Genomic DNA, 14,953 nt, shown 5'->3' with positions numbered 1-14,953 from the left:
GGAGGCGGGGCCGGCGGCGCGGGGGCGGCGGCCGAGGCCGAGGCGGTGGGCACAGCCGTGACCGGCGGGGCGGGCGGAGGCGCGGGCGTCGCCGCGGGCGGCGGAGGCGGCGGCGTGGAGGCGAGGTCCGGGGTCGGGGAACCGCCGCAGGCCGCGAGGGCGAGCGCGGCGAGGAGCGCGAGAGGCGACGTGCGTCGGGAGAAAGTTATGTTCGGCATGGGTGCCAAGCATGGGAGAGGGGCGCGGAAATGCACGCGCTCCGAGCCCGCGGCGGGCGACGGGAACATGCTGCCCGGCGCGCGGGGAGGTGGTAGACTCCTCCGTCGGGGAGGGCTTACCGCCTATGGATTCACCGCTTCCGATTACGGGCTCCTATGTCACCACGTTCGGCACGCTGCGGCTCGAAGCGCGCGGCGACAAGGTGACCGGCAAATACACCCATCAGGACGGCTCCGTCACGGGCACACTCACGGGCAATACGATCCGCGGCACGTGGGTGCAGAAAGGGAATGCGAGCGAAGGGACGTTCGTGTTCGAATTCGAGCGCGGCGCCAATGGTTTCCGCGGCACCTGGGAGGGCGGCGGCAACGGCCCCTGGAACGGCGTGCGGCTCGAGCTCGCGCCCGCGGATCGGGGCGGTTTTCCCGGCGGCTGGAACAGCCATACCGAAGGCCCGCTCCTCGCCGGCCCGATGATCGGCGAGGTCTCCACGCAGGGCGCGTACATCTGGACGCAGGCCCGCTGCACCTCTCCCGTCACGCTCGTGGTCGCGACGGAGGGCGGCGAGGTCCGTCGCATCGTCCGCACGCCCGCGTGGAACGAGTGGCTCTGCACGGTCTTTCAGGTCGAGGATCTACGCCCCGGCGTCCCCTACACGTATTGGCTCGAAAGCACGCACGGAAAAACCCCCGCGCGGCCCCTCCCCCTCGCCCCTGCCCCCGACGCGCGCGCCGTGCGCATCGCATTCGGCTCGTGCCTCTGCTTCTACCATCATCAGGAGCTGCCGATCCTCGACGCCATCGAGCGCGACGCGCCGGCCTGCCTCGCGATGATCGGGGACAACACCTATTATTATCAGTTCGACTGGCAGAGCGAGCACACCATGATGCTCGCCCAGCTCCGCGCCCGCAACAATCCCTCGTTCCGGCGCCTCGTCTCGGCCCTGCCCACCGTCGGCGTCTGGGACGATCACGATTTCGGGCCCAACGACGCCGACAATCGTTTCTCCGGCAAGGACATGGCGCTGCGCGCCTTCCGCCGCTCCTGGGCGAATGCCCGCTTCGGCACGAATGGCGCCGCCGGCGTCTTCTCCTCGGTTCGAATGGGCCCGGCCGAGCTCTTCCTCCTCGACAGCCGCTGGTACCGCAATCAGCCCGCGCATACCCTGCTCGGCGAGGCGCAGCTCGTCTGGCTCGTCGAATCCCTCGCCAAGAGCACCGCGCCCGTCAAGATCATCGCCTCGCCCACGCAGGTCCTCGCCGACGCGGCCGTCGCGAAGGGCTGGGAATGCTTCCGGCGCGACGCTCCCCAGGAGCTCGAAGGATTGCTCGGCGAGATCGAGGCGCGCGACATCCGCGGCGTGGTCTTCGTCAGCGGCGACCTGCACATGGCGAACCTCTTCCACCAGGAGGGCCGCGACTTGCACGGCCGCCGCGGCCCCGAATGGTGGGAGCTCACCACGAGCCCGCTCGCGAACGATCCGTGGATGGAATCGATCGCCGGCAAGGATCGATACCTCGTCGCCGAGGTCGTCGATCGCAACAATTACGGCCTCATCGACGTCGACCTCGATCGCGAGGGCTCGGAGGTCTTGCTCGTTTGCAAGGACGAGCAAGGCCGCGTCCTCTTCGATCAGCCCATCGCGCTCCCGACGCTCGCCGTCCGCCGTTAATCGGCCTTCTTCTTTTTCACGAACGTGCTTCGTACGAAGCCGATGAACTCCCGCAGCGCCGGGGCCGTGTCGTCGGCGCGCCAAACGATGTACAAGGTCGCGCGCGGCGCGCCCACGATGGGCCGGATGGCGAGGCCTTTGCGGCCGGCGCGGCGGATCGATCCGGGCATGATCGCGACGCCGAACCCCGCGGCGACGAGGCTCAGGATGTCGAGCTGCGGCGCCTCCTGCACGATCCGCGGGGTGAAGCCCGCGGTGCGGCAGAGCGCCATGATCTGATCAAAAAACGAGGGCCCGCGTTGCCGCGGGAAAATGACGAAGGGCTCGCCCGCGAGCAGCTTGAGCGGAATCCGTTTCTGCTCGGCGAGCCGGTGTCCGGCCGGCAGCACCACGACCAGCGGATCCCGCGCCACGCACGCCGAGGCGAGCGACGCGTCGTCGACCAATCCACGCACGAGGCCCACGTCGATCCAGCCTTCCTTGATCGCATCGAGCTGCGCCTGCGGCGACATCTCGCGAAGCGCGATTTCGACCTTCGGGAACTGCTCGTGAAAGGCGCGCAAAAGGTCGGTGATGCCGCTGTATGCCAGCGACGAGATGTAGCCCACCGCCACCCGCCCGATCTCCCCGACGCTCGCGCGCCGCGCCTCGTGCACGGCCTGATCGAGCCCATCGAGGACGCCGCGAATCCGGCCGAGGAACACCACGCCCGCGGGCGTCAGCTCCACCTGCCTCCGCGCGCGATCGAAGAGCTCGAACCCGAGCTCGGCCTCGAGCTCCTGGATCTGACGGCTCAGCGGGGGCTGCGTCATGCGCAGCCGCCGCGCGGCGCGGCCGAAGTGTTTCTCCTCGGCGACGGTCAAGAAGTAGCGCAGGTGGCGCAGTTCCATACCCACAGGGTATCAGACGATGCCCCGGAATGCATTGGACGGTAGCGACCGACCCCAGGAAGCTTCCCGTGCCCTCGGCTCGTCCCGTTTTTCCGGGCATGCCTCGAGGGCCGCAGGGAGTGGCACATGTGGCTCGTCGTCACTGCGCTCAAGCGCCCATACACCTTCATCGTGATGTCGATGCTGATCGTCCTCACGGGGGTGTTCACCATCCTCCGGATGCCGACCGACATCTTTCCGGAGATCGACATCCCCGTGATCTCCGTGATCTTCAACTACGGCGGCCTTCCGCCGGAGGAGATGGAGAAGCGGGTCGTCAACAACTACGAGCGTTTCCTCACCACCATCGTCAACGACATCGAGCACGTCGAGAGCCAATCGCTCACGGGCATCGCGATCGTAAAAGTTTACCTCCAGCCCGGCGCGAGCGTCGAGGCCGCGACGGCGCAGATCACCGCGGCCTCGCAGGTCGCGATCCGCCAGATGCCGCCGGGCATGACGCCGCCGCTCGTCATCCGCTACAGCGCCTCCAACGTGCCGATCATGCAGGCGGCGCTCGAGAGCGAATCGCTGAGCGAGCAGCAGCTCTTCGACTACGGCGTGAACTTCATCCGCGCCGACATCGCCACGATCAAGGGCGTGCAGATCCCCTGGCCTTACGGCGGCAAGCAGCGCCAGATCATGGTCGACATCGATCCGGCGCGCCTCTACGCGTGGGGCCTGTCGCCGCGTGACGTGAACGCGGCGATCGGGCTGCAGAACGTCATCCTGCCGGCGGGCTCGGCGAAGATGGGGGAGAACGAGTACCCCGTCATCATGAACTCGAGCCCCGCCGCACTCGAGGAGCTCGGCAACCTGCCGCTCAAGACCGTCGACGGCAAGACGATCTACGTGCGGGACGTCGCGAACATCCGCGACGGCAACGCGCCGCAGCAGAGCATGGTGCACGTCGGCGGCCAGCGCAGCGTGCTCATGACCATGCTGAAGGGTGGCAACGCGAGCACGCTCGACGTCGCCGCGCGCATCCGCGACATGCTGCCGGGGACGATGGAGAAGCTGCCCAAGGACCTCCGGGCCACGCTCCTCTTCGATCAGTCGCTCTTCGTGCGCGCGGCCGTCGAGGGCGTCGTGCACGAGGCGCTCATCGCCGCGGTGCTGACGGCGCTCATGATCCTGCTCTTCCTCGGGAGCTGGAGGAGCACGCTCATCGTCGTGGTCTCGATCCCGCTCTCGATCCTGGTCTCGATCATCATCCTGAACGCCCTCGGCCACACGCTGAACACGATGACGCTCGGCGGCATGGCCCTCGCCGTCGGCATCCTCGTCGACGACGCCACGGTCGCGATCGAGAACATCCACCGAAACCTCGGCCAGAAGAAGACGTTCATCCGCGCGATCGTCGACGGCGCCCAGGAGATCGCGGTCCCGGCGCTCGTCTCGACGCTGTGCATCTGCATCGTGTTCGTGCCGGTCGCGTTCATCACGGGCGCGGCGAAGTCGCTCTTCATCCCGCTCGCGCTGGCCGTCGTCTTCGCGATGCTCATGTCGTACGTCCTCTCCCGGACGCTCGTGCCCACGCTCGTCCGCCTCCTGCTCGCGCGCGAGGCCGAGGAGCACACGTCGGGGCACCACGAGGCGCCGAAGAGCGTGTTCGGACGCATGTTCGTGCGGTTCAACCACGCCTTCGACCGGCTGCGCACCGCATACGGAAAACTCCTCGCGTGGGCGCTCGCGCATCGCGTCGCGTTCGTGGGCGGCTTCCTCGTCTTCGTCGCCGCGTCCGTCTCGCTCTTCCCGCTCCTCGGCCGCGACTTCTTCCCGCGCGTCGACGCGGGGCTCATCAAGCTCCACGTCCGCGGCGCGCCGGGCACGCGGCTCGAGGAGAGCGAACATCGCTTCGCGCGCATCGAGGACACGATCCGCGAGGTGATCCCCTCGCGCGAGATCGAGACGATGATCGACAACATCGGCATCCCGGCGAGCGGCATCAACCTCTCGCTGAGCGAGGGCGCGCTCATCTCCTCGGCCGACGGGCAGATCCTGATCTCTCTGAAGAAGGGCCACGCGCCGACCGAGGGGTACGTCCAGAAGATCCGCGAAAAGCTCAACGCGGCCTACCCGGACACGACCTTCTTCTTCCTCCCGCCCGACATCACGACGCAGGTCCTGAACTTCGGCCTCCCCGCCCCCATCAACGTCCGCGTCGTGGGGCCGATCGGCAAGGAAGCGGAGACGTACGGCGTGGCGGAGAACCTCATCGCGCGCATGAAGCAGATCCCGGGCGCGGTCGACGTCCACCTCGCGCAGGTCTTGCGAAGGCCGCAGCTCCGCATCGAGGTCGATCGCACGATGGCCGACCAGATGGGCCTTACGCAACGTGACGTTGCCAGTGACATCCTCGTCTCGCTCTCGTCGAGCGGGCAGGTCTCGCCGAGCTACTGGCTCGACAAACGCGGCGTGCAGTACCTCGTCGCCGTGCAGACGCCCCAGTACGCGGTGGGATCGGTCGACGCCCTCAACGCGACCCCGCTCTCGACCGGCGATGGCAGGCCCCAGCTCCTCTCGAACGTCGCGCAGGTCCAGCGCGACACCGGTCCCGTGAACGTCACGCACTACAACGTGGCGCGGACCTACGACGTCCAGGCGAACGTCGAAGGCACCGACCTCGGCTCCGTCGCGAGCGCCGTCTCGAAGCTCGTCGACGGCATGCAGGCCGAGCTCCCGCGTGGGACGAAGGTGACCGTGACGGGCCAGGTCGAGAGCATGGACTCCTCGTTCCGCGGCCTCGGCTACGGCCTCTTGTTCGCGATCGTGCTCGTGTACCTGCTCATGGTCGTGAACTTCCAGTCGTGGCTCGATCCCTTCGTCATCCTGATGGCCCTTCCGGGCGCCATCGCGGGGATCGCGTGGATGCTCTTCCTCACGCGCACCACGCTGAGCGTGCCCGCGCTCATGGGATCGATCATGTGCGTCGGCGTGGCCACGGCGAACTCGATCCTCGTCGTGACCTTCGCCAACGATCAACGAAAGCTCGGCCGCGACGCGACGACCGCGGCCCTCGCCGCGGGCATGACGCGCCTTCGGCCCGTGCTCATGACCGCGTTCGCCATGATCATCGGCATGCTCCCCATGTCGACGGGCCTCGGCGAGGGCGGCGAGCAAAACGCGCCCCTCGGCCGCGCGGTCATCGGCGGCCTCCTCCTCGCGACGGTGACCACGCTCTTCTTCGTGCCCGTCATGTACAGCATCCTCCGCAAAAAGGCGCCCACGACGGATCCGCTGACGGAGTCGCTATGAGCCCCAACGAGTCGCATCCGATCCAAGATCCCGCGTCGACCCCGAAGGCCGACGACCTCGGCTTTGATCTGCCGCAGCCCGCGGCGCTGTCCCGGACGCAGGTGTTCGCCGCTTGTACGGCGCTCGTCCTCGTGCTCGGCGGCGTCTTCGCCGTGACCTACCTGCCCCGCCGGAGCGCCCGCGCGGCGCTCGAAGCGGGCGTGAAGGCGGCCGAGACCACGGCGCCGCGCGTGGAGGTCGTGGCGCCGAAGGTGACGTCGAGTGACCGCTCGCTCGTGCTGCCGGGCAGCATCCGGCCGCTCGAAGAGACGGTCGTCTACCCGCGCGTGAGCGGCTACGTGCGCAAGTGGAACGTCGACATCGGCGACAAGGTCGAGGAGGGGCAGGTCCTCGCCGAGATCGACACGCCCGAGCTCGATCGCGAGCTCATGCAGGCGAGCGCCGAGGTCACGCAGGCCAAGGCCGCGCTGCTCCGGGCCGAGGCGAGCCGCGATCTGTCGAAGTCGAACCTCGCGCGGTACGAGAAGCTCGTGCCCGCGGGCGTGGCCTCGCAGGAGGACCTCGAGCAGCGGCAGGGGCAAGCGCGCGTCGACGCGGCGAGCGTGACCGTGGCGCAAGCCTCGATCACGTCCGCTTCGGCGAACATCCAGCGCATCCGTGATCTGAAGGCGTTCGCCAAGATCATCGCCCCGTTCGCGGGCACGATCGTCTCCCGCTCGATCGAGCGGGGCGCGCTCGTCTCGGCGGGCAACGGCACGCCGCTCTTCCGGATCGCCGCGACCGACCCCGTGCGGGTCTTCGTCGGCATCCCGCAGGACATCGCGCCGGGCGTGAAGGTGGGCGCGAAGGCGAGGGTCGCGGTGCGGGAGTTCGCGGGGCAGAACTTCGAGGGCACGGTCGCGCGCACCTCGGGCGCGCTCGACGCGGCCACGCGCACGATGAACACCGAGGTGCGCGTGCCGAACCCCGACAACAAGCTCCTTTCGGGCATGTATGCCGAGGTCTCGCTCACCTTGCCCTTGCCGCATCGGGTGCTCGAGGTGCCCGCGACCGCGCTCTACAACGACGCGAAGGGCCTTCGCGTGGCGGTCGTGGACGCGGAGAACAAGATCCGCTTCGTGCCCATCACGGTCGAGCGCGACACGGGCCCGACCATCCTCGTCTCGACCGGCCTCGAAGGGAGCGAGCGCGTCGTGAAGCTCGCGAACGTACAGCTCGTCGAGGGGACGACGGTCGAAATTTTGCTCCCCGCGCCCCCTCCGAAGTAGCGAACTGCCCGTTCAACGACCCCCGGGCGGGCTCGCCGTTTGCCCGCCGGTGGCTCCGCCGGTCGATCCCCCGCTCCCGCCGGTCGATCCCCCGCACCTTTTCGTCGATCCCCCGCACCTTTTCGTCGATCCCCCGCTCCCGACGGTCGATCCCCCGCACCTTTCCGTCGATCCCCGCACCTTTTCGTCGATCCCCCGCTCCCGCCGGTCGATCCCCCGCACCTTTTCGTCGATCCCCCCGGGGGTTGTGTGCCCGGCCCCGGGGGATGCGTCATCGGGCCGGGGGCTGCGTCTTCGTGCTCGGGGGCTGCGTCTTCGAGCGCGGGGGCTGCGTCTTCGGGCGCGGGGGCTGCGTCGCCGTGCTCGGCGGTTGTGTGTCCGTCTGCGGAGGTGTCGCACCCGGTCCAGACGGCGTCCCCGGCAGGCCCTCCGGCGGACAAGCCAACCCCTCGCCCGTGCTCTGGTCCACGCCGGGCGGGCAGACGTTCGGCGTCCGTGTCCCGGGCTGCTGGCCGCGTTGCGTCCCCTGGTTGTCGATATCGTCCTGCACCTGCCCTGCGCCGCCGGTTTGCCCCGCGCCGCTGCCGGCTCCGTTTTGCGCCTGGGCCGCGCCGCTCAAACCCATCCAGATGCCGAGCGAAGCGGCCCCGAGCTTCCACGCACGCGTCATGATTTGCCTCCGTCGTTATCGGACGGCGACCCTGCCGCCCCCCGCGTGCGTCCCGCCTGCAAGCGCCGATCCGCTTGCAAGTCCTTTGGCGGTCGGGCATTCTTGTCCTCCCGAAGGAGGCCCGTCATGCGACCGATTGCGACGATGAGCCTCGCCCCGACGTCTCGCTGACGCCGGCGAGGCTCCTACCCCGGACCGAACGAAGCGCGCCGCGAGGACACGCGGCAGGCACGGGTTCGTCACGCAGTCGGAGCATGGAATGACGAGAGATCGTTCGCGGGGCCGCGCTGGCTCCGCTCGGGATGCGGATTCTTTTTTCGGAACGGCGGAGGACCGGAAGGTCGAGCGCAAGGAGCGCCAGCTCTGCCGGCAGGTGCAAGAAGCGGTGAGCGAAGCGCTCGCCGGAATGGAGGACGACGTCCTCCTCGAGGTGTGGGTGGCCGACGTGGAGCCGGCGCCCGACGCAGGCAGGCTCGCGGTGATCGTGCAGGCGCCGCGGGGCGTGTCGCCGGAAGACGTGGCGGCGCGGCTCGAAAAAGTGGGCGGGTATCTAAGGGCGGAGGTGGCGAGCGCGATCACGCGGAAACGCGTGCCGACGTTGACCTTCCGCGTATTGCCGCCCGAGACGGGAGGAGAATCGTGACCACGCACGTCGCGACATTCCTTCCCGAGGGAGCGAGCGCCGAGCTTCGGGCGGCGCTCGGGCGGCTCACGCGCACCTCGGATGTCGTGCACGTCGCGGTCATGCCGGACGCGCACGTCGCCGAGGAGGTCTGCGTGGGCACAGTGACGGCCACGACGCGGCGGATCTTGCCCGCCGCGGTCGGGGGCGACATCGGCTGTGGAATGGTGGCCGTGCGTCTCCAGGCGAGCGCAGACCTGCTCGCCGATCGCGAACGGGCGGCGCGGGTGCTCGCGGGGTTTTACCAGCGCATTCCGCACGTCCTGCACCCGGCCGCCGCGGCGCCGGAGCTGCCGGACGAGCTGCGAGACGCGCCGATCGGAGGCGGCGCGCTCGAAGCGATGAAGCGGCGCGAGGGCCGGATGGAGTTCGGCACGCTCGGCCGGGGAAACCATTTTTTGGAGGTGCAACGCGACGACGAAGAATGGTTGTGGCTTCTCGTGCATTCGGGATCACGCGCGATGGGGCCGGCCATCCGGCACCATTTCGAGGGCCGCGCCGAGCGGGATCCATCGGGTCTCGCGTTTCTCGAAGCGGACAGCGAGGCCGGGCGTGCTTATCTCGACGCCGCGGAATGGGCCGCGCGGTATGCGCGGGCGAGCCGGGCGCGCATGCTCGACGCCGCGATCGATCTCTTCGGCGAGCTTTTCGGCGCCTCTGCCGATGCGGGCTCACGCCTGGAGATCGACCACAACCACGTACGACGCGAATCCCACGGCGGGCGCGAGCTCTGGGTCCACCGCAAAGGCGCCATGGGGCTTCGTGCGGGCGAGCCCGGCGTGGTGCCCGGCTCGATGGGCAGCGAGAGCTTCCACGTCGAAGGCCGCGGCCACCCCGAGGCGCTCGACTCGTCGGCGCACGGGGCCGGCCGCGCGCTCTCGCGGTCCGAAGCGCGCAGGCGCATCGGGCAGCGGCAGCTCCTGCGCGAAGCCGAGGGCGTGTGGTTCGACCACCGCATCGCCGAACGGCTCCGCGAGGAGGCGCCGAGCGCGTACAAGGACATCGGCGCGGTGATGCGCGCGCAGCGGCAGCTCGTGCGCATCGTGCGAAGGCTCCGGCCGGTGCTCGTGTACAAGGCCGCGTGAGCAAAGCCCGGGGGCCGCGCCGACCGGCGAGCGGCGCGGCCCCTTCCGCGCTAGATTGCGTCCTCCGCCATGTCCGAGCCCGCCTGGAAAAAGCTCGTCGAGCAGCTCAAGCGGAAGGGCCACGAGAGCCCGTACCTCGACCGCCTGCGTGATCGCCTGCCGACCCACCTCGGCGGGAGCGACCTCGCCGCCGAGATCCTCCGCGAGATGGCCTCCTCGCTCGGCCGCTCCGAGGACAAGGTCAATGCGGCCCTGCTCGAGCTCGAGGTCCTCGGCCTCGCCATCGACGAGCTCGTGGCTGCCGGGGCCGAGCGGAACCAGGTCGAGATTCGCGCCCGCGTCGCTGCCTTCAACGAGGGGCGCACGCGGGCCGAGCAAGCCCTCTGGGAGCTCCGCGTCCACCGCGAGGCGCTCGGCTTCGTGCGGAATGAAGACCTCCCCTCCCTGTACCCGATCCCGCCGCGCCGCCGCGCTTGACCGAGTGGTTCCCGGAGCGCGGGAAAGGTGATACGTCATGAGGCGGCCTCGACCGTCCCATGCTGCGCTCTTCCCTGCTGATATCCATTTGCCTCCTCGCCGGATGCATCCGCGAGGACGTCCTCACGGACGGGCAAGCGACATCGGCGCCGGCGCTTCCGGCCATCCCCTCGTCCGAGCCTGCCCCGGCGGACGTCACGCCCGCGGCGGACACGCCTTCCGCGCCGGCCGTCCCCATGCCTCGCCCTTATCGCAAGCGGCTCGACGCGGCCGTGGCGCTCAATGCGACGTGCGTCGCTTGCCACGCCGACGAGGCCAAGCAATGGGCCGGCTCGCACCACCAGCAATCGAACCTCAATCCGGCGTATCGCAAAGCGTTCGCCATCGAGCCCTCGCCCTTCTGCCGCGGCTGCCACGCCCCGGAAGCCGATCCCCGGACCGATCCGCCCAAGGCCGTCAGCGAGCTCGGCGTCGGCTGCGTGAGCTGCCACGTCACCGAAGAAGGACTCGTCCTTGCCGCGGCGGCCTCCCCCGGCGACGACGCCCCCCGCGCGCCGCACCCGCTTCGCCGCTCGATTGCCTTCAGCCAAACGGGCGGCTGCTCCGGCTGCCACGAATTCCGTTTCCCGATGGGCTTCGGCAACGACGACGGGCAATTCATGCAGACCACGGCCCGCGAACACCTGCGCTCGCCCGCGGCCGGAAAGGCTTGCGCCGATTGCCACATGCCGCTCGTCGAGGGCCGCCGCTCGCACGCCTTCGCCGAGGTCCGTGATCCTGCCTGGTTACGAAAGAACCTCCAGGCCACGGCCGAACGCGCCGAGGACGGCATTCTCCGCGTCACGCTCGTCCAGCCCGCGCCGGGGCACGATTTCCCGACGGGTGATCTGTTCCGCCGCCTCGAAGTCGGCTGCGAGGTCAAAAACGAGCGCGGGGCCGTCCTCCGGCGCGACGTCCGCCACCTCGCGCGGCATTTTCAAATCATCCCGGGACAACCGGGCCGGCACCTCGCCCGCGACGACCGCGTGGGCGCCGATCCCAAGGTCGTCGATTTGAACATCACGCCTCCCCCCGGTTCGGCCGAGCGCGGGACCATCTCCTGGTGGGTGCGTTATCAGCGTGTCGCCACGGTCGGACACGGGACGGACCCGGCGGAAGCCAAGATCGAGTCCGAGGTTTTGCTTCATTCGGGAGAGGTTCCGTGGGACGTCAAATGATTCCCCGACGCCCATTGACGTGATCACGACCGGCGGAAGCCGAACCGCGCTCGAAGCGACGCCTCGGCCTGCTTCGCCGCGCGCGTCGTGCAGGCGAGGTCCACGATGCACGACACCGGAACGTGGCGCACGAGCACGACGCCGTTTTGCGCCTCCCACACGCCGAGCCCCGCGTCGCGCAATCGCTCGGTCGAGATCTCCAGCATGACCGGCGTCGCCGAGCGCTTGCCGACCTTGCTTTCGAGGCTCGGGGCCAGGTGCACGTGGGTGCGCTTCTGCGGGTAGAGGCCTTCCCGCGCGATCGGGGCCGTCGCCTCGACCGTGGTCCCGTGCCAGAGGCTCCCGCCGTCCGTGTAGGGCTGCCACGACGCTTCCAGGGCCTCGACCGTGACGGGCATGTTCTCGGTCGAATGGCCCTGGCAGGCGCGCACGCGGTCGCCTTCGAGCGTGAGGCGGCTCTTGTTGTTCGTCGCGACGACCTCTTCGAGGGCCGCGCGGCTGATGCGGAGGTAACGAAGCACCTCGGGCACGGGCACCCAGCCAGCCGCATCCATCGATACGCCGGCCTCGCGCGCCCCGTGGCGGAGGAGCCAAGAGAGGGTTTTGCTAAGCTCTACGGTGTTCATGAGGCCCGAGGGTAGCGGTCCCTGCCATCGGCGGAAGTCGTCTTTTTGGATGAGCTATCATCCCCGCAGATAGTCATGCTCGAGACCTCCTGGCTGCGCGCCTTCGCCGCCTTCGCCGAACACAAGAATTTTACGCATGCCGCCCGCGCCCTCGGCCTCTCGCAACCCGCGCTGCACGCGCAGGTGCAGAAGCTCGCGGAGGTCGTCGGCGCGCCGCTCTACCGACGTGTCGGCCGCGCGCTCGTGCTCACCGACGGCGGCGAGCGGGTCGCGGCGTATGCGCGGAGGACGCTGGCGCAGCAGGCCGAGTTCGTCGAAGGCCTGCGTGCCGGTCGCCCGCGGACGCGCGTGGTTCTCTCCGCGGGCGAAGGGGCGTATCTCTACCTCATCGGCGAAGCCGTGCAGCGCTCCGTGCGTGACGCGCGGACGCCGCTCTCGCTGCTCGTGCGGGACGCGGCGGGCACGCTCGCGGCCGTGCGCACGGGCGAGGCGCACGTGGGCGTGCTCCCGCTGGAGACGCGGCTGCCACGGCTCGTCGTGGAGCCGCTCGCGACCGTCGGGCAAATGCTCGTGGTGCCCGAGGGTCACGCGCTCGCCGGGAAAGAGCGCGTGGAGTTCGCCGATCTCGAAGGCGCCGCGCTCGTCGTGCCGCCCGAGGGCCAGCCGCAACGCGTGGTGCTCGAAGAATCGCTGCGGGCGGCAGGCGTGCGCTGGGACGTCGCCGTCGAGGTGCGCGGCTGGCCGCTCACGTTGCGGCTCGCGCGGCTCGGGGCGGGGCTCGCGATCGTCAACGATTTTTGCCGCCTCCCGCCCGGCCTCGTGGGCCGTCCGATCGCCGGTTTGCCAAACCAAACCTACGCCGCGATCCGCCTCGCCGACGCGCCGCTCGAAGGCGGCACCGAGCGCGTCTGGCGGCGCTTGCTCGCCGCGGCGCGGCGTTGATCACGTGGCCCCGATCGAGCGATACTCGCGCGCGCCCGCATGCCCCGCGCCGAACCGCTCTTTTGCGCCGCCCTCCTCGCGACGATGCTCGGCGCGCTCGCGGGCTGCGCGAAGCCGCCGGAGACCGTGTATCTCGTGGCCGTGGGCGCGCGGGACGACATGCCCAAGGCCCGCGGCGCTTGCCGCATCGCCGAGGCCCGGCCGAGCGCGCCGATCCGTTTCGACCCCGCGGGACAGACCTACGAGGCCGTCGATCCCGGCCGCGTGCAAATCCCCTGCGAGCAGGGCGTCGTCGTGCTCGACGTGCGCCGCCCGAGCCGCGTCCGCGTCGACACGACGCAGGCCGCCAAGCGTGGTGATTTGCTCGTGATGGAGCTTTTGGCCTTCGACGACGCGGGAACACGCCTCTCGCTCGGCCGGGCGCCCATCGCGTGGTCGTTCACGGGCGCGCTCGGTCCGCGCCGCCCGCCCGCGTGCACGGGCACGGAGACGGCGTGCGCGCCGGAGAACGCGGGGTATGCCGTGGCCTTCGACGAGGGCGAGGGCCAGGTCCTCGCGCGGTTCGGCGGGCTCTCGTCGCGAATCGTGGTGACCGTCTCGCCTTGAGGGCGGCTACGCCTCGGGCGGCGTCATCCACTGGACGAACTGCACGAGAATCCCGTTCGGATCCGTGACCTGGAAGAAGCGCTCGCCCCACGGCTCGGTCTGGAGCGGCGTCGTGATGGGCACGCCCTCGGCGCAGAGCCGCGCCTCCTCGGCGTCCACGTCGGGCACGACGAACGCCAGGATCAAGCCGCCGGCGTGCGCGTGCTTGAGCGTCTCCGGCTGCAGCGAGGCGAGCCCTTGGCGCAGGAAGATGAGGTTGTACCCGACGCCCTCGCGGGTCATCGACACGAAGCCGTCCGCCGCCATCGCCGGGGCAAACCCCATGTGCCGCGCGAAGAAGTCGCGCGAAGCCTCGACATCCCTGACGTTGAGCGAAATCGCCGCCGCGGTGGTTGCTTGCATGCGTGTGTTCCTCGATCCTGGGGAAAGCCCCGCGTGAAGGTGGACCATCAACTACGTACATTGTACAGTGTACGTAGTACGGTGTTCTGGTCAAGGGGGCTGGAGACCGATTTCATGCCGCCGAACAAACCCGCGACCCCGGATCCCGCGCGCACGCTCTCGCTTCTGTGGCGGCATAGCTTGGAGCCCTCGCGAACGCGGGGGCCGCGGCCGTCGCTCACCGTGGACCGGGTCGTCGAGGCGGCCATCACGATCGCCGACGAACAAGGGCTCGACGCGGTCACGGTGCGCTCGGTGGCGCAGGCCGTCGGCGCGTCCCCGATGTCCGTGTACACGTATGTGCCGGGGGGAAAAACCGAGCTGATCGAGCTGATGATCGACGCGGTGTACCTGCGCGCCGATCGGCCGGCGTGGGGCGGGCTCCGATGGCGCGAGCGCGTGAAGGCCGTGGCGGACCAGAACCGCGCGCTCTACGCCGCGCATCCATGGCTGATCCACGCATCCACGAGCCGCCCGCCCCTCGGCCCCGGCGTGATCACGAAGTACGAGTACGAGCTCTCGGCGTTCGACGGCCTGGGTTTGTCGGACGTCGACGTCGACGCGGCGCTCACGTTCGTCCTCGGCTTCGTGCAGGCGAACGCGCGCAGCGCAGCCGAGGCGGCGGCGCTCCCCGAAGCCACGGCGATGACCGACGCGGCGTGGTGGGAGGCGCAGGCGGAGGTGCTCGGCCGGGTCGTCGATCCCAAGACGTTTCCTCGGGCAACCCGCATCGGCGAGGCCGCGGGCGCGGCCCAGGGCGGGGCTTATCAAGCGGATGCGGCGTATCGGTTTGGCATGGACCGCGTGCTCGACGGGCTCGATCGGCTCGTCGAGCGCAAGCCAAAGGCTTGAAGTCGCGCG

The 14,953-nt window shown here is 69.7% G+C and carries 14 protein-coding genes and 1 pseudogene; 10 read left to right on the top strand and 5 right to left on the bottom strand.

Going from position 1 to position 14,953, the window contains the following annotated elements; genetic code table 11:
* Positions 1 to 218: pseudogene (locus QHF84_RS44985) on the bottom strand (hypothetical protein); the annotation flags it as partial.
* Between the two features lie 125 nt (positions 219 to 343).
* Between QHF84_RS44985 and QHF84_RS44980 the strand changes: the two are divergent.
* The gene (locus QHF84_RS44980) at positions 344 to 1,891 is read left to right on the top strand and encodes an alkaline phosphatase D family protein (RefSeq protein ID WP_281319786.1); all 1,548 of its coding nucleotides are present in this window, start codon (positions 344 to 346) and stop codon (positions 1,889 to 1,891) included.
* On the opposite strand, the gene QHF84_RS44975 is transcribed toward QHF84_RS44980, so the two are convergent.
* Positions 1,888 to 2,781 (bottom strand): LysR family transcriptional regulator, encoded by an 894-nt coding sequence (locus QHF84_RS44975; protein ID WP_281319785.1) that lies wholly within the window; start codon positions 2,779 to 2,781, stop codon positions 1,888 to 1,890. The genes QHF84_RS44980 and QHF84_RS44975 overlap by 4 nt on opposite strands.
* Positions 2,782 to 2,907: 126 nt before the next feature.
* Between QHF84_RS44975 and QHF84_RS44970 the strand changes: the two genes are divergently transcribed.
* Together QHF84_RS44970 and QHF84_RS44965 are read left to right on the top strand one after the other, a co-directional pair.
* Positions 2,908 to 6,078, top strand: coding sequence for an efflux RND transporter permease subunit (locus QHF84_RS44970; RefSeq protein ID WP_281319784.1), 3,171 nt, complete (start codon positions 2,908 to 2,910; stop codon positions 6,076 to 6,078).
* Positions 6,075 to 7,346, top strand: a complete 1,272-nt coding sequence (locus QHF84_RS44965; protein WP_281319783.1) for an efflux RND transporter periplasmic adaptor subunit — start codon at positions 6,075 to 6,077, stop codon at positions 7,344 to 7,346. Before QHF84_RS44970 ends, QHF84_RS44965 begins: the two co-directional genes overlap by 4 nt.
* A 271-nt stretch (positions 7,347 to 7,617) precedes the next feature.
* On the opposite strand, the gene QHF84_RS44960 is transcribed toward QHF84_RS44965, so the two are convergent.
* Positions 7,618 to 8,016: a hypothetical protein gene (locus QHF84_RS44960; protein WP_281319782.1), complete on the bottom strand. Its 399-nt coding sequence runs from the start codon at positions 8,014 to 8,016 to the stop codon at positions 7,618 to 7,620.
* 259 nt (positions 8,017 to 8,275) lie between these two features.
* Between QHF84_RS44960 and QHF84_RS44955 the strand changes: the two genes are divergently transcribed.
* From QHF84_RS44955 to QHF84_RS44940, 4 genes are all read left to right on the top strand, one after another.
* A complete protein-coding gene (locus QHF84_RS44955) occupies positions 8,276 to 8,659 on the top strand; it encodes a ribosome-binding factor A (protein WP_281319781.1) in 384 nt (127 codons plus the stop codon).
* A complete protein-coding gene (locus tag QHF84_RS44950) occupies positions 8,656 to 9,783 on the top strand; it encodes an RtcB family protein (protein WP_281319780.1) in 1,128 nt (375 codons plus the stop codon). Before QHF84_RS44955 ends, QHF84_RS44950 begins: the two co-directional genes overlap by 4 nt.
* Before the next feature lie 69 nt (positions 9,784 to 9,852).
* On the top strand, positions 9,853 to 10,260 hold the full coding sequence (locus tag QHF84_RS44945; protein WP_281319779.1) for a hypothetical protein: 408 nt from the start codon (positions 9,853 to 9,855) through the stop codon (positions 10,258 to 10,260).
* A 59-nt stretch (positions 10,261 to 10,319) separates the two neighbouring features.
* Complete coding sequence (locus QHF84_RS44940) at positions 10,320 to 11,477, top strand: multiheme c-type cytochrome (protein WP_281319778.1); 1,158 nt, start codon at positions 10,320 to 10,322, stop codon at positions 11,475 to 11,477.
* Between the two features lie 23 nt (positions 11,478 to 11,500).
* Here QHF84_RS44940 and QHF84_RS44935 read toward each other — a convergent pair whose 3' ends face one another.
* Positions 11,501 to 12,103 carry an RNA 2'-phosphotransferase gene (locus tag QHF84_RS44935; protein ID WP_281319777.1) on the bottom strand — a complete coding sequence of 201 codons (603 nt, stop codon included), beginning with the start codon at positions 12,101 to 12,103 and terminating at the stop codon, positions 11,501 to 11,503.
* A gap of 75 nt (positions 12,104 to 12,178) precedes the next feature.
* Here QHF84_RS44935 and QHF84_RS44930 point away from each other — a divergent pair, with 75 nt between their 5' ends.
* On the top strand, positions 12,179 to 13,045 hold the full coding sequence (locus QHF84_RS44930; protein WP_281319776.1) for a LysR family transcriptional regulator: 867 nt from the start codon (positions 12,179 to 12,181) through the stop codon (positions 13,043 to 13,045).
* A gap of 39 nt (positions 13,046 to 13,084) precedes the next feature.
* Positions 13,085 to 13,651 carry a hypothetical protein gene (locus QHF84_RS44925; protein ID WP_281319775.1) on the top strand — a complete coding sequence of 189 codons (567 nt, stop codon included), beginning with the start codon at positions 13,085 to 13,087 and terminating at the stop codon, positions 13,649 to 13,651.
* A 6-nt stretch (positions 13,652 to 13,657) separates the two neighbouring features.
* Here the strand turns inward: QHF84_RS44925 and QHF84_RS44920 are convergent, their stop codons facing one another.
* Positions 13,658 to 14,053, bottom strand: a complete 396-nt coding sequence (locus QHF84_RS44920; protein ID WP_281319774.1) for a VOC family protein — start codon at positions 14,051 to 14,053, stop codon at positions 13,658 to 13,660.
* A gap of 81 nt (positions 14,054 to 14,134) precedes the next feature.
* On the opposite strand from QHF84_RS44920, the gene QHF84_RS44915 reads away from it, so the two are divergent.
* The gene (locus QHF84_RS44915; protein WP_281319773.1) at positions 14,135 to 14,944 is read left to right on the top strand and encodes a TetR/AcrR family transcriptional regulator; all 810 of its coding nucleotides are present in this window, start codon (positions 14,135 to 14,137) and stop codon (positions 14,942 to 14,944) included.
* The last annotated feature ends 9 nt before the right edge of the window (positions 14,945 to 14,953 follow it).

The sequence above is a fragment of the Polyangium sp. y55x31 genome (assembly GCF_029946505.1).
Taxonomy (GTDB): Bacteria; Myxococcota_A; Polyangia; order Polyangiales; family Polyangiaceae; genus Polyangium.
Note: the sequence above shows the minus strand (reverse complement) of the source record. Positions and strands in the feature narration are given on the sequence as shown.

Bases quoted from the DNA above. Each gene is read 5' to 3' on its own strand.
- QHF84_RS44980 (WP_281319786.1), top strand. From the start codon at position 344: ATGGATTCACCGCTTCCGATTACGGGCTCCTATGTCACCACGTTCGGC.
- QHF84_RS44975 (WP_281319785.1), bottom strand. From the start codon at position 2,781: ATGGAACTGCGCCACCTGCGCTACTTCTTGACCGTCGCCGAGGAGAAA.
- QHF84_RS44970 (WP_281319784.1), top strand. From the start codon at position 2,908: ATGTGGCTCGTCGTCACTGCGCTCAAGCGCCCATACACCTTCATCGTG.
- QHF84_RS44965 (WP_281319783.1), top strand. From the start codon at position 6,075: ATGAGCCCCAACGAGTCGCATCCGATCCAAGATCCCGCGTCGACCCCG.
- QHF84_RS44960 (WP_281319782.1), bottom strand. From the start codon at position 8,016: ATGACGCGTGCGTGGAAGCTCGGGGCCGCTTCGCTCGGCATCTGGATG.
- QHF84_RS44955 (WP_281319781.1), top strand. From the start codon at position 8,276: ATGACGAGAGATCGTTCGCGGGGCCGCGCTGGCTCCGCTCGGGATGCG.
- QHF84_RS44945 (WP_281319779.1), top strand. From the start codon at position 9,853: ATGTCCGAGCCCGCCTGGAAAAAGCTCGTCGAGCAGCTCAAGCGGAAG.
- QHF84_RS44940 (WP_281319778.1), top strand. From the start codon at position 10,320: ATGCTGCGCTCTTCCCTGCTGATATCCATTTGCCTCCTCGCCGGATGC.
- QHF84_RS44935 (WP_281319777.1), bottom strand. From the start codon at position 12,103: ATGAACACCGTAGAGCTTAGCAAAACCCTCTCTTGGCTCCTCCGCCAC.
- QHF84_RS44930 (WP_281319776.1), top strand. From the start codon at position 12,179: ATGCTCGAGACCTCCTGGCTGCGCGCCTTCGCCGCCTTCGCCGAACAC.
- QHF84_RS44925 (WP_281319775.1), top strand. From the start codon at position 13,085: ATGCCCCGCGCCGAACCGCTCTTTTGCGCCGCCCTCCTCGCGACGATG.
- QHF84_RS44920 (WP_281319774.1), bottom strand. From the start codon at position 14,053: ATGCAAGCAACCACCGCGGCGGCGATTTCGCTCAACGTCAGGGATGTC.